This window comes from Amycolatopsis sp. NPDC049868 (assembly GCF_044461365.1).
GTDB lineage: Bacteria > Actinomycetota > Actinomycetes > Mycobacteriales > Pseudonocardiaceae > Amycolatopsis.
Genome location: NZ_JBITKV010000001.1, coordinates 639,562 through 661,972, shown reverse-complemented (window position 1 = coordinate 661,972; position 22,411 = coordinate 639,562). Strand labels below are relative to the sequence as shown.

Annotated in this window: 21 protein-coding genes; 11 read left to right on the top strand and 10 right to left on the bottom strand. The window is 68.8% G+C overall.

Features of this window, described 5'->3' with window-relative positions; translation table 11 throughout:
* Positions 1–120: 120 nt before the first annotated feature.
* From ACIBTM_RS03300 to ACIBTM_RS03290, 3 genes are read right to left on the bottom strand one after another with little or no spacing between them, the layout of a single operon-like run.
* Positions 121–1,674, bottom strand: a complete 1,554-nt coding sequence (locus ACIBTM_RS03300; RefSeq protein ID WP_395874953.1) for a PucR family transcriptional regulator — start codon at positions 1,672–1,674, stop codon at positions 121–123.
* Positions 1,675–1,710: 36 nt separating this feature from the next.
* Entirely contained in the window at positions 1,711–2,148 is a 438-nt protein-coding gene (locus tag ACIBTM_RS03295) for a VOC family protein (RefSeq protein WP_395874952.1), read from the bottom strand.
* Positions 2,145–2,495: a PadR family transcriptional regulator gene (locus ACIBTM_RS03290; RefSeq protein ID WP_395874951.1), complete on the bottom strand. Its 351-nt coding sequence runs from the start codon at positions 2,493–2,495 to the stop codon at positions 2,145–2,147. Before ACIBTM_RS03290 ends, ACIBTM_RS03295 begins: the two co-directional genes overlap by 4 nt.
* 57 nt (positions 2,496–2,552) lie before the next feature.
* Between ACIBTM_RS03290 and ACIBTM_RS03285 the strand changes: the two genes are divergently transcribed.
* The 3 genes from ACIBTM_RS03285 (at position 2,553) to ACIBTM_RS03275 (ending at position 5,423) form a co-directional block, all read left to right on the top strand.
* Positions 2,553–2,951: a VOC family protein gene (locus ACIBTM_RS03285; protein ID WP_395874950.1), complete on the top strand. Its 399-nt coding sequence runs from the start codon at positions 2,553–2,555 to the stop codon at positions 2,949–2,951.
* Positions 2,952–3,030: 79 nt separating this feature from the next.
* The gene (locus ACIBTM_RS03280) at positions 3,031–4,332 is read left to right on the top strand and encodes a bifunctional o-acetylhomoserine/o-acetylserine sulfhydrylase (RefSeq protein WP_395874949.1); all 1,302 of its coding nucleotides are present in this window, start codon (positions 3,031–3,033) and stop codon (positions 4,330–4,332) included.
* Positions 4,329–5,423, top strand: coding sequence for a homoserine O-acetyltransferase (locus ACIBTM_RS03275; protein WP_395874948.1), 1,095 nt, complete (start codon positions 4,329–4,331; stop codon positions 5,421–5,423). The genes ACIBTM_RS03280 and ACIBTM_RS03275 overlap by 4 nt, the downstream gene beginning before the upstream one ends.
* 117 nt (positions 5,424–5,540) lie before the next feature.
* On the opposite strand, the gene ACIBTM_RS03270 is transcribed toward ACIBTM_RS03275, so the two are convergent.
* Together ACIBTM_RS03270 and ACIBTM_RS03265 are read right to left on the bottom strand one after the other, a co-directional pair.
* Positions 5,541–6,023 carry a hypothetical protein gene (locus tag ACIBTM_RS03270; RefSeq protein ID WP_395874947.1) on the bottom strand — a complete coding sequence of 161 codons (483 nt, stop codon included), beginning with the start codon at positions 6,021–6,023 and terminating at the stop codon, positions 5,541–5,543.
* A 57-nt stretch (positions 6,024–6,080) separates the two neighbouring features.
* The gene (locus ACIBTM_RS03265) at positions 6,081–6,671 is read right to left on the bottom strand and encodes a TetR/AcrR family transcriptional regulator (RefSeq protein ID WP_016337026.1); all 591 of its coding nucleotides are present in this window, start codon (positions 6,669–6,671) and stop codon (positions 6,081–6,083) included.
* Between the two features lie 151 nt (positions 6,672–6,822).
* Between ACIBTM_RS03265 and ACIBTM_RS03260 the strand changes: the two genes are divergently transcribed.
* The 8 genes from ACIBTM_RS03260 (at position 6,823) to ACIBTM_RS03225 (ending at position 16,151) form a co-directional block, all read left to right on the top strand.
* Positions 6,823–7,632, top strand: coding sequence for an SGNH/GDSL hydrolase family protein (locus ACIBTM_RS03260; protein WP_395874946.1), 810 nt, complete (start codon positions 6,823–6,825; stop codon positions 7,630–7,632).
* 144 nt (positions 7,633–7,776) lie between these two features.
* The gene (locus ACIBTM_RS03255) at positions 7,777–9,390 is read left to right on the top strand and encodes a carboxyl transferase domain-containing protein (RefSeq protein WP_395874945.1); all 1,614 of its coding nucleotides are present in this window, start codon (positions 7,777–7,779) and stop codon (positions 9,388–9,390) included.
* A gap of 175 nt (positions 9,391–9,565) precedes the next feature.
* The gene (locus ACIBTM_RS03250) at positions 9,566–11,551 is read left to right on the top strand and encodes a biotin carboxylase N-terminal domain-containing protein (RefSeq protein ID WP_395874944.1); all 1,986 of its coding nucleotides are present in this window, start codon (positions 9,566–9,568) and stop codon (positions 11,549–11,551) included.
* Positions 11,548–12,702: an acyl-CoA dehydrogenase family protein gene (locus ACIBTM_RS03245; protein WP_037306689.1), complete on the top strand. Its 1,155-nt coding sequence runs from the start codon at positions 11,548–11,550 to the stop codon at positions 12,700–12,702. Before ACIBTM_RS03250 ends, ACIBTM_RS03245 begins: the two co-directional genes overlap by 4 nt.
* Positions 12,703–12,745: 43 nt before the next feature.
* Positions 12,746–13,513 (top strand): type I methionyl aminopeptidase, encoded by a 768-nt coding sequence (gene map, locus ACIBTM_RS03240; protein ID WP_395874943.1) that lies wholly within the window; start codon positions 12,746–12,748, stop codon positions 13,511–13,513.
* 9 nt (positions 13,514–13,522) lie between these two features.
* On the top strand, positions 13,523–14,029 hold the full coding sequence (locus tag ACIBTM_RS03235) for a GNAT family N-acetyltransferase (protein WP_395874942.1): 507 nt from the start codon (positions 13,523–13,525) through the stop codon (positions 14,027–14,029).
* An 86-nt stretch (positions 14,030–14,115) separates the two neighbouring features.
* Positions 14,116–14,979, top strand: coding sequence for an SDR family oxidoreductase (locus tag ACIBTM_RS03230; RefSeq protein WP_395874941.1), 864 nt, complete (start codon positions 14,116–14,118; stop codon positions 14,977–14,979).
* A 116-nt stretch (positions 14,980–15,095) separates the two neighbouring features.
* Positions 15,096–16,151, top strand: coding sequence for an alpha/beta fold hydrolase (locus ACIBTM_RS03225; RefSeq protein WP_395874940.1), 1,056 nt, complete (start codon positions 15,096–15,098; stop codon positions 16,149–16,151).
* On the opposite strand, the gene ACIBTM_RS03220 is transcribed toward ACIBTM_RS03225, so the two are convergent.
* From ACIBTM_RS03220 to ACIBTM_RS03200, 5 genes are all read right to left on the bottom strand, one after another.
* Positions 16,115–17,122 (bottom strand): MASE1 domain-containing protein, encoded by a 1,008-nt coding sequence (locus ACIBTM_RS03220; protein WP_395874938.1) that lies wholly within the window; start codon positions 17,120–17,122, stop codon positions 16,115–16,117. The two genes, ACIBTM_RS03225 and ACIBTM_RS03220, sit on opposite strands and share 37 nt — an antisense overlap.
* A gap of 135 nt (positions 17,123–17,257) precedes the next feature.
* Entirely contained in the window at positions 17,258–18,466 is a 1,209-nt protein-coding gene (locus tag ACIBTM_RS03215; protein ID WP_007033833.1) for an acyl-CoA dehydrogenase family protein, read from the bottom strand.
* Between the two features lie 17 nt (positions 18,467–18,483).
* Positions 18,484–19,779, bottom strand: a complete 1,296-nt coding sequence (locus ACIBTM_RS03210; protein ID WP_395875779.1) for an acyl-CoA dehydrogenase family protein — start codon at positions 19,777–19,779, stop codon at positions 18,484–18,486.
* A gap of 110 nt (positions 19,780–19,889) precedes the next feature.
* Positions 19,890–21,113 (bottom strand): low temperature requirement protein A, encoded by a 1,224-nt coding sequence (locus ACIBTM_RS03205; RefSeq protein ID WP_395874937.1) that lies wholly within the window; start codon positions 21,111–21,113, stop codon positions 19,890–19,892.
* Between the two features lie 38 nt (positions 21,114–21,151).
* Positions 21,152–22,339 carry a TetR/AcrR family transcriptional regulator gene (locus ACIBTM_RS03200; RefSeq protein ID WP_395874936.1) on the bottom strand — a complete coding sequence of 396 codons (1,188 nt, stop codon included), beginning with the start codon at positions 22,337–22,339 and terminating at the stop codon, positions 21,152–21,154.
* Positions 22,340–22,411: the final 72 nt, after the last annotated feature.

The following is a 22,411-nucleotide window of genomic DNA, read 5'->3' as shown; positions in this document are numbered from 1 at the left end:
CCGTCGAATGTCATGAAAGGGTCTTTCAAGACGTTTTCCGTCCTGAAAGACCCTTTCCTGACGTCCGAGTACGGAATGTCGCGCTACAAAGTATTCGTTGTCGAGCAGTTTGTAGTGGAATCAACTCCACCGCAGGGAAACGAGTTGCGTGATCAACGCCAGCCGGACGTCGGGATCGTCGAGATCCAGCGGGACGAGGTCGAGCAGCCGTCGCATCCGGTACCGCAGGGTGTTGGGATGGATGCGGAGTTCCTTCGCGGCCGCGCGCGGGTCGCCCGGATGCCGCAGCCACTGGTAGAGCGTGTCGACGTAGCCGCTCTCGTGGGCTTCGTCGTGCGCGCGCAGCAGGCCGAGCGGGCCGAGCTCGGCGACCTTCGAGGTGCTCGCCGCCGTCGCGCCGCGGTGGAGCGAGAGGGCTGTCCAAGCCTCGTCGAAGACCACGACGCGGCCAGGGACGAGCTTCGCGCGAAGCAGGCCCAGCGCCTCGTCGGCCTGGAGCCGTGAAGTCGCGAGCTCGCCGATTTCGCAGGCCGAGCCGGCGGCGGCCCGCGGTGTCCCGCCCTTCCGTGCCGACGGGAGGGCTTCGAGGGCTGCCCGGAGTTCGTCCCAGCCGTCGCCGTCCGGGACGACGGCGTAGAGGACGCCGCCGAGTTCGGTGGCCACCGGCCGCCTGCCGACGCCCTGCGAGATCCGTTCGAGGAGCGCGAGCCGCAAGCCCTCGTCGTCGCGGCCGTCACCGCCGGAGACCTCGATGACGACCACGCGGTGCGGCTCCTCGGACAGGTCGAGTTCCGCGATCGCCTTGCGCGGGCTTGCCTTCCCTTCGAGGACCGCGCGCAGGAGCTCGGCCGAGACCCGGCGTTGCGAATCGGTGTGCGCGCGGCGGCGCAGCAGGTGCAGTGCGACGACGGGGGCCGCGTCGGCGAACGCGGCCGCGCGTTCGTCGGAGACCGGGCCCGCGACGACCGCCCACATCGACCCCAGCAGTTCGCCGCCCATCCGGATCGGCACGATGAGCCGGGGCAGGGTGCCGTCGCGTTGCGCGGGCACGAAGATCGTCTGCCGCCCACGGGAAAGCTCGCGGAACACCCCTCGCGACCGGAACCGCGCGAGCACGTCGTCGGGGATGCGGCGGCCCATGATGGTCGACACGCGCGCCGAGTCGGTCAGGTCCTGCCGGGCCGAGTACGCGAGCACCCGCGAGTTGGTGTCTTCGATGGTCACCGGCGCGTCGACCACCGAAGCGACCGCGTCCGCGAGCCGGAACAGGTCACCGGAACCGGGGCCGCCGCCGTCCTCCAGCGCGTCCGACTCGTCGGCCAGCGCGTCGAGGACCGTCCTGAGCAGCCAGACGAGCTGGGCCCATGACGTCGCCGACCGCACCTCGATCAACGCGATGTCCGCCGATTTCGCCGCTCGCTTCACCGACGGTTTGGCCGCGAGCGGTGGTTTCAGCAGGACGGCGGCGGCGCCTTTGGCCGCGCTGAGCTTGACGAGTTCCGCGGCGTCCGTGGTCTCGGTGATCGCGACGCCTAGGACGAGGTCCCCCGCGGAGAGGGTGTTGCCGGGTTCGGCGATGACGACGTCGCCGACCGCGGGGGACTCCTCGGGGACCTGGAGGGCGTGCAACAGCGTCGGACCGACCCGATCGACCACGCTCCGCACGGAAACCATGGGGCGATTGTCCAGCAGGTGGGACCGCCGCACACGTCAGACCTCGCGGGGCGTCCTCGCGTCGATGTCTTCGGGCGTGAACCGCTCGCGTTTCGTCGTCAGCGCCCACCGGTGACCGTCGGGATCGACGATCCGGCCGTACCGCTCACCGAAGAACATCTCCTCGACCGGCGCCTCCACCCGGGCGCCCGCGAACACCGCGCGCCGCACGAGGTCGTCGGGATCCTCGGTCTCCAGTACCAGCAGCATCGGCGTGCCGCCCAGCGTCGACGGCGCGAGCGCGTCGAGCTGCGGGATCTCTTGGCTCACCAGCAACCGCGCGTCGCCGACGGCGACCTCCACGAACAGCACGACGCCGTTCGGCAGGACGTTGCGGAACAGTTCCACGGCGCCGAACGCCTTGCCGTAGAAGGAAAGTGACGTGTCGACGTCCTTGACGAACAGATGCGGCGTCAAGCCGAGCGCCCGGCTCACGCCGACTCCGCCCGCTTCAGCAGCCCGGCTTGCCCGGCGACCGCGACGAGCCTGCTCAGGAACTCGGCTTCACGGGCGGCGACTTCGCGGCCGGCGCGGGTCAGCCGGTAGTAACGGCGGCGCGAGTCGTGCGGCTGGTCCTCGCTCGCGTCCGGGACCTCCTCGACCAGGCCGTCGGCGACGAGCCGGGCGAGTGTCCGGTACAGCGTGCCCGGGCCGAGCTGGGCGGTACCGCCGCTCACCTCGTCGACGAAACCCATGATCGCGTAGCCGTGCGCGCGCCCCTTCGCGAGCGCCAGCAGGGTCTGGAACGCCGCGGGGGTGAGCTGCGGGTTGCCGTCGGCCATCCGCGAAGCATACACTCCGATCTCGTTATATCCATGATGGATACAAAGGAGCCGGACATGGCGATTCGAGGCGTGCACAAGATCGTGGTCGGGGTGCGGGACCAGGAACGCGCGAAGCGATTCTGGTCCGAGATCGTCGGATTCGAGATCACCACCGACGTGCCGTACGACGACGAAGGGAACCGGTGGGTCGAGGTCACTTCAGCCGATGGGGTGACGGCGCTCGTCTTGAGCACCGCGCCGGAGGACCTCAAGCGTTTCGAAGTGCGCGACGAACTCCCGACTGGCAATTTCTTCTTCTACGCCGACGACATCGAGAAGACGTACGAGGAGCTTTCGGCGAAGGGTGTCGACTTCCCCGCCCGGCCGGAGAAGCAGCCGTGGGGCTGGTGGGCGATGTTCACCGATTCGGAGGGCAACAGGTTCGCCCTTCAGGAAAGGAATCCCACGTCCTGAGAGCGGTTGGGTGCTCCGTCCGGCGGAACTAGCTTCGGTGCCATCAGCCGAAACCCCTTGAGCCGCTAGGAGAATCGCGATGAGCGCGGACGGATGGTCGTTCGAGACCAAGCAGATCCACGCGGGCGCGGCGCCGGACACCGCCACCGGCGCGCGGGCGACCCCGATCTACCAGACCACCTCGTACGTGTTCCGCGACAGCCAGCACGGCGCCGATCTCTTCAGTCTCGCCGAACCCGGCAACATCTACACCCGGATCAACAACCCCACGCAGGACGTACTGGAGCAGCGGCTCGCCGCCCTCGAAGGCGGTGTCGCGGCGCTGGCGTTCGCCTCCGGGACCGCCGCCACGACGGCGGCCATCCTCAACCTCGCGAACGCCGGTGACCATTTCGTCTCCAGCCCGGCGCTTTACGGCGGCACCTACAACCTTTTCCACTACACGCTGCCGAAACTCGGCATCGAGGTCTCGTTCGTCGAGGACCAGGACGACATCGAGCAGTGGCAGGCCGCTGTCCGGCCGAACACCAAGCTGTTCTTCGCCGAGACGCTCGCCAACCCGGGCAGCAACGTCCTCGACATCCGCAAGGTCGCCGACGCCGCACACGAAGCCGGTGTCCCGCTGGTCGTGGACAACACCGTGCCGACGCCGTACCTCGTCCGCCCGATCGAGCACGGCGCCGACGTCGTGGTCCACTCGGCGACCAAGTACCTCGGCGGGCACGGCACCACGGTCGCCGGGGTGCTGGTCGACGGCGGCACCTTCGACTTCGGCGAGGATCCGGCGCGGTTCCCCGGGTTCAACGAGGCCGACCCGAGCTACCACGGCCTCAAGTACTGGGAGGCGCTCGGCCCGGGCGCGTACGCCGCCAAGGCCAGGGTCCAAATCCTGCGCGACACCGGTGCCGCGATCGCGCCGCTGAACAGTTTCCTGATCCTGCAAGGGATCGAGACACTCTCGCTGCGTCTGGAGCGGCACGTGTCCAACGCGCAGGCGCTGGCCGAATGGCTGGAGCAACGCGACGAGGTCGAGAAGGTGTACTACGCCGGGCTGCCGTCGAGCCCGTATCACGAGGCCGCGAAGAAGTATCTGCCGAAGGGCGCCGGCGCGGTGCTGTCGTTCGACCTGCGTGGCGGGGCCGAAGCCGGACGAGCCTTTGTGGACGGTACGGAACTGCACAGCCAGCTGGTCAACATCGGCGACGTGCGCAGCCTGATCGTGCATCCGGCCTCGACGACGCACAGCCAGCTCACGCCGGAGGAACAGCTGTCGAGCGGTGTCACGCCGGGCCTCGTGCGGCTCGCCGTCGGCCTGGAAGGGATCGAGGACCTCAAGGCCGACCTCGAAGCCGGATTCCGGGCGGCCAAGGCCGCTCTGTGAGCAGTGCTTGGCGAGAGGGAGAGCCGCCTGGACGCCGCCGCTTCGCCGACGGCGTCCAGGCGCTCGAAACCGGCGGGACATTGCCCTTCACCCTCGCCTACGAGACCTGGGGAACACTGAATCCCAGTGCCTCCAACGCGATCCTCGTCGAGCACGCGCTGACCGGGGACAGCCACGCCGTCGGCCCCGCGGAGGAAGGTCACGTCAGCCCCGGCTGGTGGGACGGCCTGATCGGACCGGGCAAGGCGATCGACACGGACGCGTTCTTCGTCGTGGTCCCGAACGTGCTCGGCGGCTGCCAGGGCTCGACCGGCCCGTCCTCCGCACATCCGGACGGAAAGCCTTGGGGCAGCAGGTTTCCCGCCGTGACGGTCCGGGACCAGGTGGCCGCCGAGGCCGTCGTCGCCGACGTGCTCGGCATCGGCCGGTGGGCCGCGGTGATCGGTGGATCCATGGGCGGGATGCGTGCGCTGGAATGGGCGGTGAGCGAACCGGAGCGGGTCGCGGCGCTGCTCGTCCTCGCGTCGACCGCGCAGGCGTCGGCCGACCAGATCGCCTGGGCCGCGCCGCAACTGCACGCCATCCGGTCGGATCCGGGCTGGCACGGCGGCGACTACCACGACGTCCCCGGCGGCGGCCCGGACGCCGGACTCGGCATCGCGCGCCGCATCGCGCACGCGACGTATCGCAGCGAAGCCGAACTGGCGCAACGCTTCGGCCGTCGCCATCAGGACGGTGAAGACCCGCTGCGCGGTGGCCGGTTCGCCGTCGAGTCCTATTTGGACCATCACGCCGGGAAGCTGTCGCGCCGGTTCGACGCGGGCAGCTACGTGGTGCTCACCGAATCCATGAACACGCACGACGTCGGCCGCGGGCGGGGCGGCGCCGCGAACGCGCTCGGCCGGGTCACCGCGCGCACGGTGGCCGCCGGAGTCGACAGCGACCGGCTCTACCCGCTGTACCAGTCGCGGGCGATCGCGGACGGGGTCGCCGGGGCGGAGTTCGCCGTCATCACGTCGCCTTACGGGCACGACTCGTTCCTGATCGAGACCGAGCAGATCGGGCGGCTGGTGAAGGTCCTGCTGGGTTAGCCGCCACGCGTGATCAGCCGGACGACTCGCGTGACTGGACGGACGACACACGCGACGTCCGGCTGATCACGCGTGCCGTCCATCCAGTCACGCGAGCCGGCCACACGGCGCGAGCGGTCAGTCCGCGACGGCGTCCGAGATCCAGGGCGCCACCGGCAGATCCCGGTCCAGGCATTCCGCCGACAGCCGGATAGTCCAGCGCAGCGCCTGCAACACGAGACTGTCGACCTCGTCCGGCGCGGCGTTGGCGAGCGCGATCTCGACCTGTTCCTGCGCGGCCTCGCTGTTGCCGTGCACCTCGGCCAGCAGCGTGCGGACGGCCGTCCGCACGGGCGGGTCCGCCTGGTCGATCGAGACCTCTTCGCCGTCCTCGTCGAACACCTGCACCTTGACCGGCGCACTTCCTCCATCACCCAGCGTCGACACCATGGCGCTGCATTCGCCGAACAGCATCATCACGAGCTCTTTGGTCTCGTCGGAGCGGGCTGTCGGCATGAGCTCGTCGAGCGCCTCGGCGTCCTCCCCGAGGCTGATCGCCACGAGCGCACGCTGCGCCTTTTCGACGAGCCTCCGCTCGTACTCGCTCCTGTCCGGCTCCACGTGCCTATCAAACACCAGCGGACGGAAAAGTGGGGATAGGCCGAAACCCGGTCGTGGTCACTTGGCGGAGTGCAGAGCACCCAGCGCGAGACGGCAGAGCATCTCGGCCAGTTCGCTGTCACCGAGATGGCGGTTGTACGGCGTCGAGTTGATCAACCCGAAGACCGCGTGCGCCGCCGAGCGCGCCTGCCGCTCGCCGATCCCGGGGACGGCGTCGCTGATCGCGCGCACCCAGACTTCGACGTACTGGCGCTGCAGGGCGCGGACCTGCTTGCGGTCACTGTCGGTGAGATTGGCGAGGTTGCGTTCCTGGACGGTGATCAGCGCGGGATGCGTGAGCGCGAAGTCGACGTGAAAATCCACCAGTGCTTCGAGAACCTCGCCCGGCTCGTCCCGCTGGCTCGCCCTGGCCGTCCCGCCGTCGAGGAGGTAGCGGCTGATCGAGTTCAGCATCTCGCCGAGGATGGCGTCCTTGCTGCGGAAATGCCGGTACAGCGCCGGGCCGGAGATGCCGACGGCCGCGCCGATGTCGTCGATGCCGACGCCGTGGAAACCGTGGTGGGCGAAGAGCTCGGCGGCGGCGGCCATGATCTGTTCGCGCCTGTTCGCCTTCTCGCCGTTCACGAGTGGGGTGGGGTTCGCCGGCATCTGGCCATATTAAGGCCGCGTGTTAGCGAGCGCTAACACGCGGCCGTACTTCCAGCCTGGGCCAAGTGGGCTACCTGGGGAAATGACCCTTTTGTGTGGGGCTACCACCTGGTAATGCTGTCTCTCGTTAACTTGTCACGAAGGAGTGACCATGGCCGTCCCTGCTCGGATCAAAGCTCTTTCCTTCACTCGTTTAGGTGCGGCCCTGGGGGTCGCTGTCCTTGCCACCCTCGGTCTCGCGGGCACCGCCCAAGCGGCGACCAACTACGTGGCGCTCGGTGACTCGTACTCGTCCGGCGTCGGTGCCGGCAGTTACGGGAGTTCGGGCGACTGCATGCGCAGTGCCAACGCCTATCCCCAGTTGTGGGCCAACGCCCACGCCGGGACCACCTTCAAGTTCGCCGCGTGCTCGGGGGCGCGCACCGGCGACGTCCTCAACCAGATCGCGAACGTCACCTCCAGCACCACGCTGGTGACGGTCTCGGTCGGCGGCAACGACGCCGGTTTCGCCGACGTCATGACCACCTGCACCACCGGCAGCGACCAGACCTGCATCAACCGGGTCAACACCGCGAAGACCTACGTGAACAACACGCTTCCCGGGCTGCTGGACAACGTCTACAGCAAGATCAAGGCGAAGGCGCCCAGTGCGAGGCTGGTCGTCCTCGGATACCCGCGCTTCTACACGGTGCCGGGTTCGTGCTCGGTCGGGCTGAGCGACACGAAGCGCACCGCGATCAACTCGGGTTCCGACACGCTGGCGTCGGTGCTCTCGGCCCGTGCATCGGCGAACGGTGCCAAGTTCGTCGACGTGCGGGGGGCCTTCACCGGGCACAACATCTGCTCGTCGGCCGACGACTACCTGCACAGCCTCACCTGGCCGATCGTGAACTCGTACCACCCGACGGCCACCGGCCAGCGGGGCGGCTACTACAACCCGCTGGTCTCCGCGATCGGCTGACCGTTTCGCGCGTGAAGGCCCCCTTCCCTCGGCTCAGCCGGGGGAAGGGGGCCTTCACGCGCTTCGGGGTGGTGGACAGAGTGGGTTAGTGGGCGTTAACCTGACGGCGCGAGTTAACGACGGCTAACTTGGCGACGAGGAGCCATGGACACACCCGTACTGAGCACTTCGGCCGATCCGGGCAGCGACGAGTACGCCCGCAGCGTCACCTCCCACGCCGAGCTGGTCGAAGACCTGCGCAAGCGGCTCGCCGCCGCCCGGCTCGGGGGCCCGGAGAAATCCCGCACCCGCCACGTCGAGCGGGGCAAACTCCTGCCGCGCGACCGGGTCGACACCCTCCTCGACCCGGGTTCGCCCTTCCTGGAGCTGTCCCCGCTGGCGGCCACCGGACTGTACGACGACGAGGCGCCGTCGGCCGGGATCATCACCGGGATCGGGCGGGTCTCGGGCCGCGAATGCGTGATCGTCGCCAACGACGCGACGGTCAAGGGCGGCACGTACTACCCGATGACGGTCAAGAAGCACCTGCGCGCGCAAGAGGTCGCGCTGCACAACAACCTGCCGTGCATCTACCTGGTGGACTCCGGCGGCGCGTTCCTGCCGCGGCAGGACGAGGTCTTCCCGGATCGTGAGCACTTCGGCCGGATCTTCTTCAACCAGGCCACGATGTCCGCGCGCGGCATCCCGCAGATCGCCGCGGTGCTCGGCTCCTGCACGGCGGGCGGCGCGTACGTCCCGGCGATGAGCGACGAAGCGGTCATCGTGCGGAACCAGGGCACCATCTTCCTCGGCGGCCCGCCGCTGGTGAAGGCCGCGACGGGCGAGGTCGTCACGGCCGAAGAGCTCGGCGGCGGCGACGTCCACTCGCGTCAGTCCGGCGTCACCGACCATCTGGCCGAAGACGATGCCGATGCCCTGCGCATCGTTCGCTCGATCGTGTCGACTTTGGGCCCGCGTACGCCGCGCCCGTGGGATGTCCTCCCGGCGGAGGCCCCGGTCGCCGACCCGAACGAGCTGTACGGTGTCGTCCCGACCGACCCGCGCGTGCCCTACGACGTCCGCGAGGTCATCGCGCGGATCGTCGACGGCAGCCGGTTCGGCGAGTTCAAGAAGGAGTACGGCTCGACGCTGGTCACCGGGTTCGCCCGGATCCACGGCCACCCCGTCGGCATCATCGCGAACAACGGCGTCCTGTTCGCCGAGTCCGCGATGAAGGGCGCGCATTTCATCGAGCTGTGCGACAAACGCTCGATCCCGCTGCTGTTCCTGCAGAACATCACCGGTTTCATGGTCGGCCGCGCCTACGAGGCCGGCGGTATCGCCAAGCACGGCGCGAAGATGGTCACCGCGGTGGCCTGCGCGCGGGTGCCGAAGCTGACCGTCGTCATCGGCGGTTCGTTCGGCGCCGGCAACTATTCGATGTGCGGCCGCGCGTACTCGCCGCGGTTCCTGTGGATGTGGCCGAACGCGCGGATCTCGGTGATGGGCGGCGAGCAGGCGGCGTCGGTGCTGTCCACGGTCCGCCGGGACGCCATCGAGGCACGCGGCGGTGAATGGTCCACTGAGGACGAAGAGGCCTTCAAGGACCCGATCCGCGACCAGTACGAGGCGCAGGGGAGCCCGTACTACTCGACGGCGCGGCTGTGGGACGACGGCGTGATCGATCCGGCGGACACCCGCACGGTGCTCGGCCTCGCGCTGTCCGCGACGGCCAACGCGCCTTTGTCCGATGTCAACTACGGCGTCTTCAGGATGTGAGCGCGACGATGCAGAGGATCGCTCGACCCGGCCGAAGCCGGCGCGCACGCCGTCCGGAGGACTCGCGAACGTGGAGGCGGGCCGCCCTGGACGCACGAATCGAGATCGACTTGCCAACGAGCGGCCTGGCTACGCGTTCGCGATCGCGCGCCGCCGGAAAACACAGGATGTGAGCATGTTCGACACGGTTCTGGTCGCCAACCGCGGGGAGATCGCGGTCCGCGTGATCCGCTCGCTGCGGGGACTCGGCATCCGTTCGGTCGCGGTGTACAGCGACGCGGACGCCGACGCCCGGCACGTCCGGGAGGCGCATACGGCTGTCCGCATCGGCCCGGCCGAAGCGGCGAAGAGCTATCTGTCCATTCCCGCGATCGTCCGGGCGGCGCTCGACACGGGCGCGCAGGCGGTCCATCCCGGCTACGGCTTCCTCGCGGAGAACGCGGAATTCGCCCGCGCTTGCGCCGAGGCGGGGCTGGTCTTCATCGGGCCGCCGGTCGAGGCCATCGACGCCATGGGCGACAAGATCCGCGCTAAAGCCACGGTCTCCAAGGCCGGGGTCCCGGTGGTGCCCGGAGCGTCCGATGTGGACATTCCGGCGGGCGGTTTCGCGGCCGCCGCCGAGAAGGTCGGCTTCCCGCTGCTCCTCAAGCCGTCCGCCGGTGGTGGCGGCAAGGGGATGCGGCTGGTCAGCGAACTGTCCGAATTGGACGCCGCGGTCGAGTCCGCCCGCCGTGAGGCCAAGGGCTCCTTCGGTGACGACACCCTGCTCATGGAGCGGTTCGTCACCACGCCGCGCCATATCGAGATCCAGGTGCTCGCCGACAAGCACGGCAACGTGATCCACCTCGGCGAACGCGAGTGCAGCCTGCAGCGGCGGCACCAGAAGATCATCGAAGAGGCGCCGTCCGTGCTCCTCGACGAAGCCACGCGCGCGAAGATGGGCGCGTCCGCCGTCGAGGCGGCGCGCTCGGTCGGGTACGTCGGCGCGGGAACGGTCGAGTTCATCGTTTCGGCCAAGGCGCCCGACGAGTTCTTCTTCATGGAGATGAACACCCGGCTGCAGGTCGAGCATCCGGTGACCGAACTGGTGACCGGGCTCGATCTCGTGGAGTGGCAGGTCAAGATCGCCGCCGGCGACGTGCTCACCGTGGCGCAGGACGACGTCCGGCTGGACGGCCACGCCGTCGAAGCCCGTGTCTACGCCGAAGACCCCGCTCGCGGTTTCATCCCGACCGGGGGAACCGTGCTCGCGGTCCACGAGCCGTCCGGCGAGGGTGTGCGCGTCGATTCGTGGATGAGCGAGGGCGCGGTCATCGGCTCGAACTACGACCCGATGCTGGCCAAGGTCATCGCCTGGGGCCCGGATCGCGCGGCCGCGTTGCACCGGCTGGATCTGGCGCTCGCGGACACCGCGTTGCTCGGCCTCGGCACCAACGTCGCCTTCCTGCGCGGGCTGCTCGCCGACGGCGACGTCCGTGACGGCAAGCTCGACACCGGCCTCGTCGACCGTCGGCTGTCCACTTTGGTCTCCGAGGAGGTGCCGCCGGAATTCTTCGTGGCGGCGGCGCTCGACAGGCTGCTTTCCCTGCAACCCCAGGGAAAGATCGTCGATCCGTGGGACGTCCCCGACGGCTGGCGACTCGGCGGGTCCGGCGGGATCGACTTCGCGTTGAAGTCGGGAAGCTCCGAAGCCGTCGTACGCGTGCAGGGCACCCCGGCGAACGCGCTCGTCAGCGTCAACGGCGACGAGCCGGTGCGGGTTTCCGCGCGGCGCGAGGGCGACCTGCTGGAGGTCCGGCATCCCACCGGTTTCCACCGTTACCGGCACGCGGCCGGGAGCGGGCGGACGGTGTGGCTCGCGCGTGACGGGCACAGTTTCGCCATCGGCGAGCGTGAACGGCTGCGTTCGGCCGCCGGTGCCGCGGGCGGCGCCGGACCGGTCACCAGCCCGATGCCCGGGACCGTGCTCGTGGTCAAGGCCGCCGCCGGTGACGTGGTGACCGCCGGGACGCCGCTCGTGGTCGTCGAGGCGATGAAGATGGAGCACACGATCACCGCGCCGATCGACGGCGTGGTCAGCGAACTCCCCGTCCGCGCGGGCCAACAGGTCGCGCTGGACGAGACGGTAGCCGTGGTGACACCCCAAAAGGATGAGCAATGATCGACTTTCGGCTGGATGACGAGTACGAGGCGCTGCGCAAGACGGTCGAGGAGTTCGCGCGCTCCGAGGTCGCCCCGGTCATCGGCGACCTCTACGAACGGGAGGAGTTCCCGTACGAGATCGTCGCGAAGATGGCCGAGATGGGTCTGTTCGGCCTGCCGTTCCCCGAGGAGTACGGCGGTATGGGCGGCGACTACTTCGCGCTCTGCCTGACCCTGGAGGAATTGGCGCGCGTCGATTCCTCGGTCGCGATCACCGTCGAGGCGGGCGTTTCCCTGGGGGCCATGCCGATCTACCGGTTCGGCACCGAGGAGCAGAAGGAGAAGTGGCTCCCGGAGCTGTGCGCCGGCACCGCGCTCGGTGCCTTCGGGCTCACCGAGCCGGGTGGCGGCTCGGACGCCGGCGCCACCCGCACCCGCGCGAAACTCGACGGCGACACCTGGGTGATCAACGGCAGCAAGTCGTTCATCACCAACTCCGGCACCGACATCACGAAACTGGTCACGGTCACCGCCGTCACCGACGTGAAGGAGAACGGCCGCAAGGAGATCTCGGCGATCATCGTCCCGTCCGGAACGCCGGGCTTCGCCGTCGCGCCGAAGTACTCCAAGGTCGGCTGGAACTGCTCGGACACGCACGAACTCTCCTTCGACGATGTCCGTGTCCCGGCCGAGAACCTGGTCGGGGAACGCGGCCGCGGCTACGCCCAGTTCCTGTCCATTTTGGACGAAGGTCGGGTGGCGATCGCCGCGCTGAGTGTCGGTCTCGCACAGGGTTGTGTCGACGAATGCCTGCGGTACGTCAAGGAACGCGAGGCGTTCGGGCACAAGATCGGCGAATACCAGGCGATCCAGTTCAAGATCGCCGACATGGAGGTGCGCACGCACACCGCGCGGCTGGCGTACTACGCGGCGGCGTCGAAGATGCTGCGCGGTGAGCCGTTCAAGAAGGAGGCCTCGATCGCGAAGCTCGTCGCGTCGAACGCCGCCATGGACAACTCGCGGGACGCGACGCAGATCTTCGGCGGGTACGGCTTCATGAACGAGTTCCCGGTGAGCCGCTTCTATCGGGACGCGAAGATCCTGGAGATCGGCGAGGGGACCTCGGAGGTCCAGCGGATGCTGATCGCGCGGCACCTCGGCGTCGCCTGACACCCTCGACCATGCCGATAACTATACCGGTATAGTTATCGGCATGGTCGAGGTGAAATCCGCCGCCGAGCTGGACGCCATGCGCGAGTCCGGCCGTGTCGTGGCGCAGACGTTGCAAGCGGTGAAAGAGGCGTCGGCGATCGGCGTGAGCTTGAAAGAGCTCGACGAGATCGCCGCGCAGGTGATCAGGGACGCCGGCGCGAAACCGTCGTTCCTCCACTATCGGCCGCACTCCGCGCCGACTCCGTTCCCCGCCGTGATCTGCGCGAGCGTCAACGACGCCGTGGTCCACGGCATCCCATCCGGCTACCGCCTGCGCGACGGTGACCTGGTCAGCATCGACGCCGGTGCCTACATCGACGGCTGGCACGGCGACGCGGCGATCAGTTACGTCGTCGGCGAGGCCGATCCCGCCGACCTCGAACTCATCGCGACCACCGAACGCGCGCTGGCCGCGGGAATCGCCGCCGCGCAGGCGGGAGGCAAGATGGGCGACATCTCCCACGCCGTCGGCACTGTCGGCCGCGAAGCCGGCTACGGCCTCCTCGCGTACCACGGCGGGCACGGGATCGGCCGCAGCATGCACGAGGACCCGCATCTGCCGAACGAGGGCAGGCCGGGTCGCGGTATGCGTCTCCAGCCGGGGCTGGTGCTGGCGATCGAGCCGATGTTCATCGCCGACGGCCGCGACGCCTACCGGACCGACGACGACGGCTGGACGCTGCGCACCGTCCGCGGCGCCAGGGCCGCGCACGTCGAGCACACGGTCGCGATCACCACAGAAGGCCCGCGTGTGCTCACGATGTTGTAGAACGGGAGGATGAGCGACTTCATCATCCGCCAGGGTGGTTCTGGGGACTTCCCAACGTTGCTGGACATGTTCGACGAGGTCGTCGCGTGGCTGGCCTCGCGCGGCAGCGAAGGGCAGTGGGGGACCGAGCCGTGGTCCACGATCCCGAAGCGGGTCGAGCGGGTCCGCGGGATGGCCGACGGGCCGGGGCTGTACCTCGCCGAGATCGACGGCCAGGTGGCCGGGGCGATCATCCTCGGTGACCGTTTTCCGCATGTCTCGCCGGTCGACGAGCCGGAGATCTATATCGGCTTGCTGCTGACCTCGCGCCGGTTCACCGGTCACCGGGTCGGCTCGCGGCTCATCGAGTTCGCGCTGGCCGAGGCGCGGGAACGCGGCATCGGGCTGGTGCGGGTCGACTGCTGGGCCGGCGGCGACGGCGACCTGCAGCGCTATTACGAGAGCCAGGGCTTCAAACCGACGGAGCGCTTCGACGTCAAGGGCTGGATCGGCCAGGTTTTCGAGCAGCGGCCGTAGGACTGGCGTCCACGCGACTTGGGGTGCACCATAGTTGACACATCGCCAACAGTGCCCCGGACAGTGAAGTCGCAGAGGAGACCGGCATGGCCAAGCGTGAACGTTCCCTGGCAGGCAAGGTCGTCGTGATCACCGGAGCGGCGCAGGGCATCGGGGCCAGTACCGCGACGGCGCTGTCCCGGCTCGGCGCCAAGGTGGTCATCGGTGACCTGGACCAGGTCCTCGCCGAGAAGACCGCGGCCGAACTGGGCGCGGAGGCGCTGCCGCTCGACGTCACCGACACGAAGGGCTTCACCGAGTTCCTCGACGAGGTCGAGCGGCGCGTCGGCCCGATCGACGTGCTGATCAACAACGCGGGCATCATGCCGCTCGCGCCGCTCGACGAAGAGGACGACGCGGCCACCCGCAGACTGCTCGAAATCAACCTGCACGCGGTCATCCACGGCACCAGGGAAGCCGTGAAACGGATGCGCCCCCGCGGCACCGGCCACATCGTCAACATCGCTTCGATGGCAGGGAAGGCCGGATTCCCCGGCGCCGCGACCTACTGCGCGACGAAACACGCCGTCGTCGGCTTGTCGGAATCGGTGCACCTGGAGCTGCACGGGACGGGCGTGCTGGTGTCCTGCGTGATGCCCGCGGTGGTGCGCACGGAGCTCGCCAGCGGGCTCGGCGAGGCGAAGTTCTTCAAATCGGTGCAGCCCGAAGATGTGGCGCAGGCCATTGTCGATGCGTTACGCCGTCCCAAGTTCGACGTCTTCGTTCCCGCATCGCTGGACGCCATGGGCAGGATCACACGACTGCTTCCGCGCCGTCTCGGCGAAGGACTGCTCCGTGCGCTCGGCGGCGACAAGATTCTGTCCTCCGCAACGCATTCCTCCGCTCGCGCGGAGTACGAATCGCGGGCCGCGCGGAGTGCCCCGGCGGCGGAAAGAGACGCCGATTCTTAACTCGTACGGCCTAGCGACTGTCCGAAATGGACGGCCTGTGACGGCGGCGGTGTTGAGTCGTGCGCCCCCAAGCGGCAAGATTACGGCTCACCGCGTTGATCCTCAGGAGGCACACCATGGCCACACCCCCGGCACGGCTCGCCGCCGCCGCGTCGAACGTCGTCGGGAAGGTGCTGCACGGTGGTGTCGCGGATCTTCGCCCGGTGCCGCGTGTCCTGATCGACCAGGGGCCCAATCGTTCGCTGTATCGGCTGACCAACGGCAAGGGCCCGCAGGCCGGCCCGCCGGTGCTGCTGGTGCCGCCGCTCGCCGCGCCCGCGCTGTGCTTCGACCTGCGCCGCGGCTGCAGTCTCGCCGAGCACCTGGTCGAGGGCGGCCGCAACACGTACCTGGTCGACTACGGGAACGTCGCCTTCTCCGACCGGCGCCTGGGCATCGAGCACTGGATCGAGGAGGTGCTCCCGCGCGCGATCCGCAAGGTCAGCGAGGACTCCGGCGGCCAGGGTGTGCACGTCGTCGCCTGGTGCCTCGGCGGGATCTTCTCCCTGCTGACCACGGCCGACCAGCCCGATCTGCCGATCGAGTCGATCGCGACCATCGCGTCGCCGTTCGATTTCACCGCGATCCCGCTGATCGCCCCGTTCCGCCCGCTGGTGGATCTCACCGGCGGTCACCTGCTGACCCCGTTCTACCGGGCGCTCGGCGGCGCACCGTCCTATTTGGTCAGCCGGGTCTTCCGGGCGACCGGGATCAGCAAGGAGATCACCAAACCCCTTGCCATCCTGAAGAATCTCGACGACCGGGACTATCTGGCGCAGATCGAAGCCGTCGACCACTTCATGGACAACATGATCGCCTACCCCGGGCGGACGTTCGGCCAGCTCTACCACCGGTTCTTCCGCGCCAACGACCTCGCCGAGGGCACGGTCGACCTCAACGGCCGCATTATCGCGCTGTCCGCGGTGAAGGTGCCGACACTGGTCATCGCCGGGCAGAACGACACGATCGCCCCGCGCGCCGCCGTCGAACGGCTCACCGGGCTGCTGGACAACTCGCCGTCGGTGACCTTCGAGACCGCGCCCGGCGGGCACCTGGGCGTCCTCACCGGCCGGAAGGCCCGCGGGACCACGTGGCGCTACCTCGACCGTTTCCTCGACGAACAGGCCGCCTGAACCTCGCCGTCCTTGCGTTGGGTGATGGCGCTGCGCAAGGACTGGCGTGGCGCGATCATGTCCACCATTTCGCTGATCTGGCGCCAGGCGTCGGTGAGCTCGGCGGTCGCGCGATCGCGTTGCAGGACGATCGTGGACAACGTCAGCGCGGTGAGACCGACGGTGGCGTCGTAGGCCTGGACGTGCAGCATCCTGGTCGCCAGCTCGTAGGAACCGTAAGGGCCGAGCCCTCGGATCGCGGCGAAGATCGTGACCGTGCAGACGCACAAGGAACACAGCAGCGCTCCGGCCTGCCGGAAGCGCAGCGCCGCCCAGATGAGCACGGGGAAGACCACGAACAGCTTCGGCGTCGTCGTGGACGCGAGGGCGGCCGTGCCGATGCCGAAGAGCGCGAGCGCCGCCGCCTCGCCCCAGCGGACGAGCGGAACCCGCCTGGGCAGGCGGAACCTCGGCGCCAGAAGCAGCAGAGGGGTGATCGTCAGTACGCCCATCGCGTCGCCGGTCCACCACACGAGCGCGGTCGCCCAGAAATCGCCGGGGCTCAGCGCGCCACTGGAGACCAGCACACCGGTGCCCAGCACGGCGCTGACGGCCGTGCCTCCGATCGCCCCGACCGCCACCAGGAGGATGGCGTCGGGAAGCCGGTCGAGCTCGTTGCGGAAACCCAGCCGCCGCATCACCGCGTACGCCAGCATCGGGCCGGCCGTGTTCCCCGCGGAGATCATCAGGACCGTGCCCAGCGAAGGCCCGAGGGCGATGTTCGTCAGGAGTGCGCCGAGGAAGATGCCCGGCCAGAACCGCGGGCCCAGGAGCATCGGCACCGCCAGCGCGACCCCCGCGGCGGGCCACAGCGGCGAGATCTGTTCCCGCACGATCGCCCACTGGATCCCGAGCCGTCCGGTCGCGAAGTAGCAGGCAGTGACACCGAGGACGATGAGACACCAGCGTGCGGCAGGGGGAAGCGGTCTCATCGCGACTCCGGCCTTCGCGGGCAAAGGAAAGTCCGAGAGTACCTCTGCTCGGTCACCACGAAGGTGTTGTCGAAATGGTGGAAATAAACGGGCTCGTGGGTGGCAAGGACGGTTGCCACCCACGAGCCTCGCGCCTTACTTGAGCTCCGCGCTCGTTTTGCCCAGGATCCGGCGCGCCACGATCAGCTGCTGGATCTGTTGCGTGCCTTCGAAGATGTCCAGGATCTTCGCGTCCCGGCTCCACTTCTCCAGCAGCGATTCCTCGGTGTAGCCCAGGGTTCCGGCCAGCTCGACGCATTTCAGCGTGATCTCGACGACCGACCGGCCAGCCTTGGCTTTGGCCATCGAGGCCTGCAGCGAGTTCGGCTTGCGGTTGTCGGCCATCCACGCCGATTCCATGGTCAGCAGGTACGCCGCTTCGTAGTCCGCTTCCAGCTGCAGGAACGTGGCGGCCGCCGCGTGCTGGCTGTGGACGGGCTTGTCGTAGTCGATGGTCACCCCGGCGTCAGTGAGGATCTTCCGGGTTTCCTCCAGTGCCGCGCGAGCGACACCGATGGCCATCGCGGCGACCAGCGGACGGGTGTTGTCGAAGGTCTGCATGACCCCCGCGAAACCCTTGGCGGTGTCGATCTCCGGTGTGCCGAGGAGGTTCTCCTTGGGCACACGGACGTTCTCGAAGCGCAGCACGGCGGTGTCGGAGGCGCGGATGCCGAGTTTGTGCTCGACGCGTACCACCTCGAAGCCGGGCGTGCCCTTCTCGACGACGAACGATTTGATCGCCGCGCGGCCCTTCGTCTTGTCCAAGGTGGCCCAGACGACGACCGCGTCGGCGCGTTCGCCCGCGGTCACGAAGATCTTCTCGCCGTTGATCACGTACTCGTCGCCGTCGAGGCGCGCGGTCGCGGTGATCGCGGCGGAGTCCGAGCCGCAGTCCGGTTCGGTGATCGCCATCGCGGCCCACAGCCCGGAGAACTTCTTGAGCTGTTCGTCCGTGGCGACCGAGCCGATGGCGGCGTTGCCGAGTCCCTGCCGCGGCATGGACAGCAGCAGACCGACGTCACCCCAGCACATCTCGATCGTGCCGAGCACGATGTTGAGGTTGGAACCGTTGCGGTTGCCCGGTTTCTCGTTCTTCTCGGACCGGCGGACGCCCGCCGCGCCCGCGCCGCCCTCGCCGGAGGAGTTCAGCCCGTCCAGCAGCGCGGCGAACATGTCGAGTTCGGCCGGATAGGTGTGCTCGGCGCGGTCGTACTTGCGCGAGATCGGCCGGAACACCTCGGCCGCGGCCTGGTACGCCTGGTTGATCAGGGTGCCGGCCTTCTTCGGAACCTCAAGGTTGATCATGATTGCCTTTCAAAGTCCTAGAGGAGGACGGCGCCTTCCATGACGCCGATCGCGCGGAGGTCGCGGTACCAGCGTTCGACCGGGTGCTCCTTGACGAAGCCGTGCCCGCCGAGCAGTTGCACACCGGCGCTGCCGATCTGCATTCCCTTGTCGGCGGCCAGTTTCCGGGCCAGCGCGACCTCGCGGGCGTACGGCTTCCCCTGTTCGGCGCGGGCGGCGGCGCGGAGCGCGACCAGCCGTAGTCCTTCCAGTTCGATGGCGATGTCGGCCACCGAGAACGCGACGGCTTGGCGGTGGCTCACCGGTTCGCCGAACGCCTTGCGCTCGTTGACATATGGCACCACGTAGTCGAGGACGGCCTTCGCGGTACCGGCGGCCAGCGCGGCCCAGCCGAGGCGCGAGAGCCGGACGACCTCGGTGAAGACCTCGGCCTTGCCGCCGCCGAGCAGCGCTCCGGCGGGAAGGGCGACCTTCTCCAGGTGCAGTTTCCCGGTCGCCGCCCCGCGCAGGCCCATCGCCGGTTCGGCCTCGATGGTGACACCGGAGTTGGACGACTCGACGAGGAAAAGCGCCGGGCCGCGACCTTCCAGGTCGGCCGACACGATGAACAGCTCGGCGTCCGCGGCCCGCGGGACCAGCGACTTCACGCCGTCGAGCTGGTAGCCCTTCGGCGTGCGGCGGGCCTTGGTGGCGGGCTTGAACGGGTCGAACAGCGCGGTGCGCTCCTGCAGCGCGAGCGCCGCGGCCGGGACGTTCTCGCCGACGAACGCGGGCAGGTAGTCCGCCTGCTGCTGCTCGTCGCCGTAGGACACCAGCGCGGTGCTGACCGCGGACGGCGCGAGCACCGCGACCGCGAGGCCCAGGTCGCCGTGCGCGAGGGCCTCGGCGACCAGCGCGTTCGTGACCACCGACCGCTCGGTGCCGACCCCGCCCAGCTCCTCGGGGATGCCGACGAGCGTGATGCCGAGTTCGGCGGCGCGGCTCAGCAGCCCCTCGGGCGCCTGGAGCTTCGCGTCGGCGTCGGCCGCGGCGGGCCGCAGCTGTTCGGCCGCGAACTCCGTCACCGTCTCGACGATGAGCTGCTGATCCTCACTCGGGGTGAGGTCGAACAGTCCCGTGTCCTCGGCAGGCGCGAGCCGCGCGGGTTTGCCGAGCTTCTTGGCGGATTTGAAGGTCCGTCCCGCAGCGCCCGCGACCCGGAAGCCGTTGCGCGTCCCGGCACTGACCAGGTTCTGCACGGGCTTCCGAAGTCCGGCCCGTTCAATGACCTTGCTCCCGGCCAGCCGGGTGAGCGCGGACAGGCCAAGGCCCATCGCGTCTCGTTTCCTAGGCGCACCCACGGTGAGTCTCCCTGCCTCGCTTACCTACTCGTGAGTAGGTTAACTCCACTCGGGCGGATGCGCCACCACGGGGGAGGCGAACGTCACGCCGGTGAGTGATTCCGGGGTTCGAGGAGTCCCGGATTACTCACGAGCTTGCGCCTCTCGAACAGCACCAGCGCCACCGCCGCCAGCGCCACGACACCGACCAGCACGATCGCCGGCACCAGCTCCAGCAACGGCGTCGCCGCCAGCAAGACCACCGCGAGCACCAGTCGTCGCACGTTCCACGAGCCCAGGTTTCGCCGTCGCAGCCCGCTCAAGGCGATCAGGTAGAGCGCGAGCCCGCCGGTGAGCGCCCAGATCGGCGTCCCGTGCAGACCGTCGGAGAGGCTGTGGTGCACCGCGTCGGACACGTACAGCAGCGACTTCTTCAGCCCCAGCGCCACGAGCACGATCCCGGCGATGAGCGGGAGGTGCAGGAACGTGTACGTGTCCGTCCCGATCCGCACCCGCTCCACACCGTCGGCACGCTTGAGATTGTGTTCGGACACGTGCGCGACGACGGCGAAGTACATCCACCACATCGCCGAAGCGAGCGTGAGCCCGAAGACGGCGGCCAACGTGATCGGCCAGGACATCGGATACGAGCTGATCCCGATGCCGATCGCCACGATCGACTCGCCGAGCGCGATGATCACGATCAGCCCGAACCGCTCGGCGAAGTGGCCGGGCTGGTGCAGCCGCCAGTCCGAGGAGCGGGTCCGGAAGACGTTGAGGTAGTCGGCGAGCAGCGCGACGGCCCAGATGCCGAGCTGCACCCAGCCCGAGAAGAAGGCGGCGACGGTCAGCAGCGCGACGCTCGGCAGCAGCCCGACGAACATCTTCAAGACGACCTTGCGCAGCTCCGGATCGGTCCGGGCGGCGCCGAAGTACGCGATGAGGTGCAGCAGCCGCACGAGGAAGTAGCAGCCGACGAACATCAGCGGCGCGTACAGGCCGCCGGGCAGGTCGGTGAACGCCTCCGGGATGGTCAGCGAGACCAGGAACATCGTCCCCATCGCGGCGAACATCGTGAGCTGGGCGATGCCCCGGTCCACGTGCAGGGTGTTGGCCAGCCAGGCGTAGGAGCACCAGCACCACCACAGCAGGGCGATCATCGCCACGCCCTGTCCGATGCCGAGCGGGCTGAGCCGATCGGCCATCAGCTGCGTGGTCTGGGTGATGGCGTAGACGAAGACCAGGTCGAAGAAGAGCTCCAGTGTGGTGACCTTGTGGTCTTCTTCCCGGGTCACCAGATGCAGGCCGCGTTTCGTGGGCACGCGCATATCGTGCACCGCCGGTCTTTGCGGGACACGCGAGTTTGCTAAGAGCTGACTTTCAGGACGGCGTGCGTCAGCGCGGTGAGCTCGGCCTCGAAGTTCGGGCGGCCGTTGACCCGCCGGGTGCGGGCGAGGTCGTTCGCGATGGTCAGCGCCGCGTGCACGGTGATCTTCACTTCGCGCAGGCTCAGTTCCGGATGGACTTCCGAAGTCAGCGCGATCCAGCGTGCGACGTAGTCACGCTGGACCCGGATCAGGTCCGCCTTGTCGCGTTCCGGCAGCTCCATCGGACTGCCGGAAAAGGACACCAGCAGCTCGGGCGTGCGCAGCAGGGTGTGCACATAGGACGCCGCCAGCCTGCGGAGCGCGTCGCGTTCGTCGTCGGTCCGCAGCGCGCGTTCCGCGGCGAGCGCCAGCCTGTCGGCCGCTCTGTGCCCGATGGCCACCATCAGCGCGGCCTTGCTGGGGAAGTGCCGGTACACGCTGGGGCCGGCGATCCCGGCGGCCGCGCCGATCTCCTCCATGCTCACCGAGCGGAAGCCGCGTTGCCCGAACAGCTCGGTCGCGGCGGCGAGGATCTGCTCGCGGCGGGACGGCTCGCCGAGCGCCATCGACGGCGTCTCCTCCGGCGTCTCCTGGGGCTCGGGGAGTGTGACATGCAGCACCGACTCCGCCAGCTGCACCAGGATCTGCGCGAAGCGTTTCTTCGCCACGGACGTGTGATGCACGGAGACGCTGCCGAAGACGCTCAGCCCCGCCCAGCACAGCAGCTCGGCGTCGTCGGCGGTCAGTTCCGGACGTAACGCGCGCAGTGCCTTGGACCACGCTTCGAGCACCGCGCCGGATCGGCGGCGGATCTCACGCCGTTCCTCCCGGGGCAGATGCCTGCCCTCCCAGCGCCACAGCGCGGCGATCTCGCGCCGCTCCACCGCCTGCGCGGCGAGGGTGCCCAAGAGGGCGTTGACCTGGGCGGGAACGGGGAGACCGTCGGCGAGCGTCTCGGTGGTGGCCGCCTCCATGTCGTCGATACCGGACAGCACCACGTAGGACAGCACGGCCTGCTTGTCCGCGAAATGCCGGTACAGCGCGGGCCCGGTGATCCCGGCCGCGGCGGCGATGTCGTTGATGCCGACGCCGTGGAACCCGCGGGCGCGAAAGAGCTCCGCGGCGAGGCCGGCCAGCTGGGCCTTGCGGTCGCGCGGTCGGGGGGAACGCTCGGTCGGGTGATCCATAGGTGAACACACGATAGCGCCGGTTGCGTGCATCGCAACCCATTGACACCATGGGGTTATCGCGGTTTATGT

Bases quoted from the DNA above. Each gene is read 5' to 3' on its own strand.
- ACIBTM_RS03300 (WP_395874953.1), bottom strand. From the start codon at position 1,674: ATGGTTTCCGTGCGGAGCGTGGTCGATCGGGTCGGTCCGACGCTGTTG.
- ACIBTM_RS03290 (WP_395874951.1), bottom strand. From the start codon at position 2,495: ATGGCCGACGGCAACCCGCAGCTCACCCCCGCGGCGTTCCAGACCCTG.
- ACIBTM_RS03285 (WP_395874950.1), top strand. From the start codon at position 2,553: ATGGCGATTCGAGGCGTGCACAAGATCGTGGTCGGGGTGCGGGACCAG.
- ACIBTM_RS03280 (WP_395874949.1), top strand. From the start codon at position 3,031: ATGAGCGCGGACGGATGGTCGTTCGAGACCAAGCAGATCCACGCGGGC.
- ACIBTM_RS03265 (WP_016337026.1), bottom strand. From the start codon at position 6,671: ATGCCGGCGAACCCCACCCCACTCGTGAACGGCGAGAAGGCGAACAGG.
- ACIBTM_RS03260 (WP_395874946.1), top strand. From the start codon at position 6,823: ATGGCCGTCCCTGCTCGGATCAAAGCTCTTTCCTTCACTCGTTTAGGT.
- ACIBTM_RS03255 (WP_395874945.1), top strand. From the start codon at position 7,777: ATGGACACACCCGTACTGAGCACTTCGGCCGATCCGGGCAGCGACGAG.
- ACIBTM_RS03250 (WP_395874944.1), top strand. From the start codon at position 9,566: ATGTTCGACACGGTTCTGGTCGCCAACCGCGGGGAGATCGCGGTCCGC.
- ACIBTM_RS03245 (WP_037306689.1), top strand. From the start codon at position 11,548: ATGATCGACTTTCGGCTGGATGACGAGTACGAGGCGCTGCGCAAGACG.
- map (WP_395874943.1), top strand. From the start codon at position 12,746: ATGGTCGAGGTGAAATCCGCCGCCGAGCTGGACGCCATGCGCGAGTCC.
- ACIBTM_RS03235 (WP_395874942.1), top strand. From the start codon at position 13,523: ATGAGCGACTTCATCATCCGCCAGGGTGGTTCTGGGGACTTCCCAACG.
- ACIBTM_RS03230 (WP_395874941.1), top strand. From the start codon at position 14,116: ATGGCCAAGCGTGAACGTTCCCTGGCAGGCAAGGTCGTCGTGATCACC.
- ACIBTM_RS03225 (WP_395874940.1), top strand. From the start codon at position 15,096: ATGGCCACACCCCCGGCACGGCTCGCCGCCGCCGCGTCGAACGTCGTC.
- ACIBTM_RS03220 (WP_395874938.1), bottom strand. From the start codon at position 17,122: ATGAGACCGCTTCCCCCTGCCGCACGCTGGTGTCTCATCGTCCTCGGT.
- ACIBTM_RS03215 (WP_007033833.1), bottom strand. From the start codon at position 18,466: ATGATCAACCTTGAGGTTCCGAAGAAGGCCGGCACCCTGATCAACCAG.
- ACIBTM_RS03210 (WP_395875779.1), bottom strand. From the start codon at position 19,779: ATGGGCCTTGGCCTGTCCGCGCTCACCCGGCTGGCCGGGAGCAAGGTC.
- ACIBTM_RS03205 (WP_395874937.1), bottom strand. From the start codon at position 21,113: ATGCGCGTGCCCACGAAACGCGGCCTGCATCTGGTGACCCGGGAAGAA.
- ACIBTM_RS03200 (WP_395874936.1), bottom strand. From the start codon at position 22,339: ATGGATCACCCGACCGAGCGTTCCCCCCGACCGCGCGACCGCAAGGCC.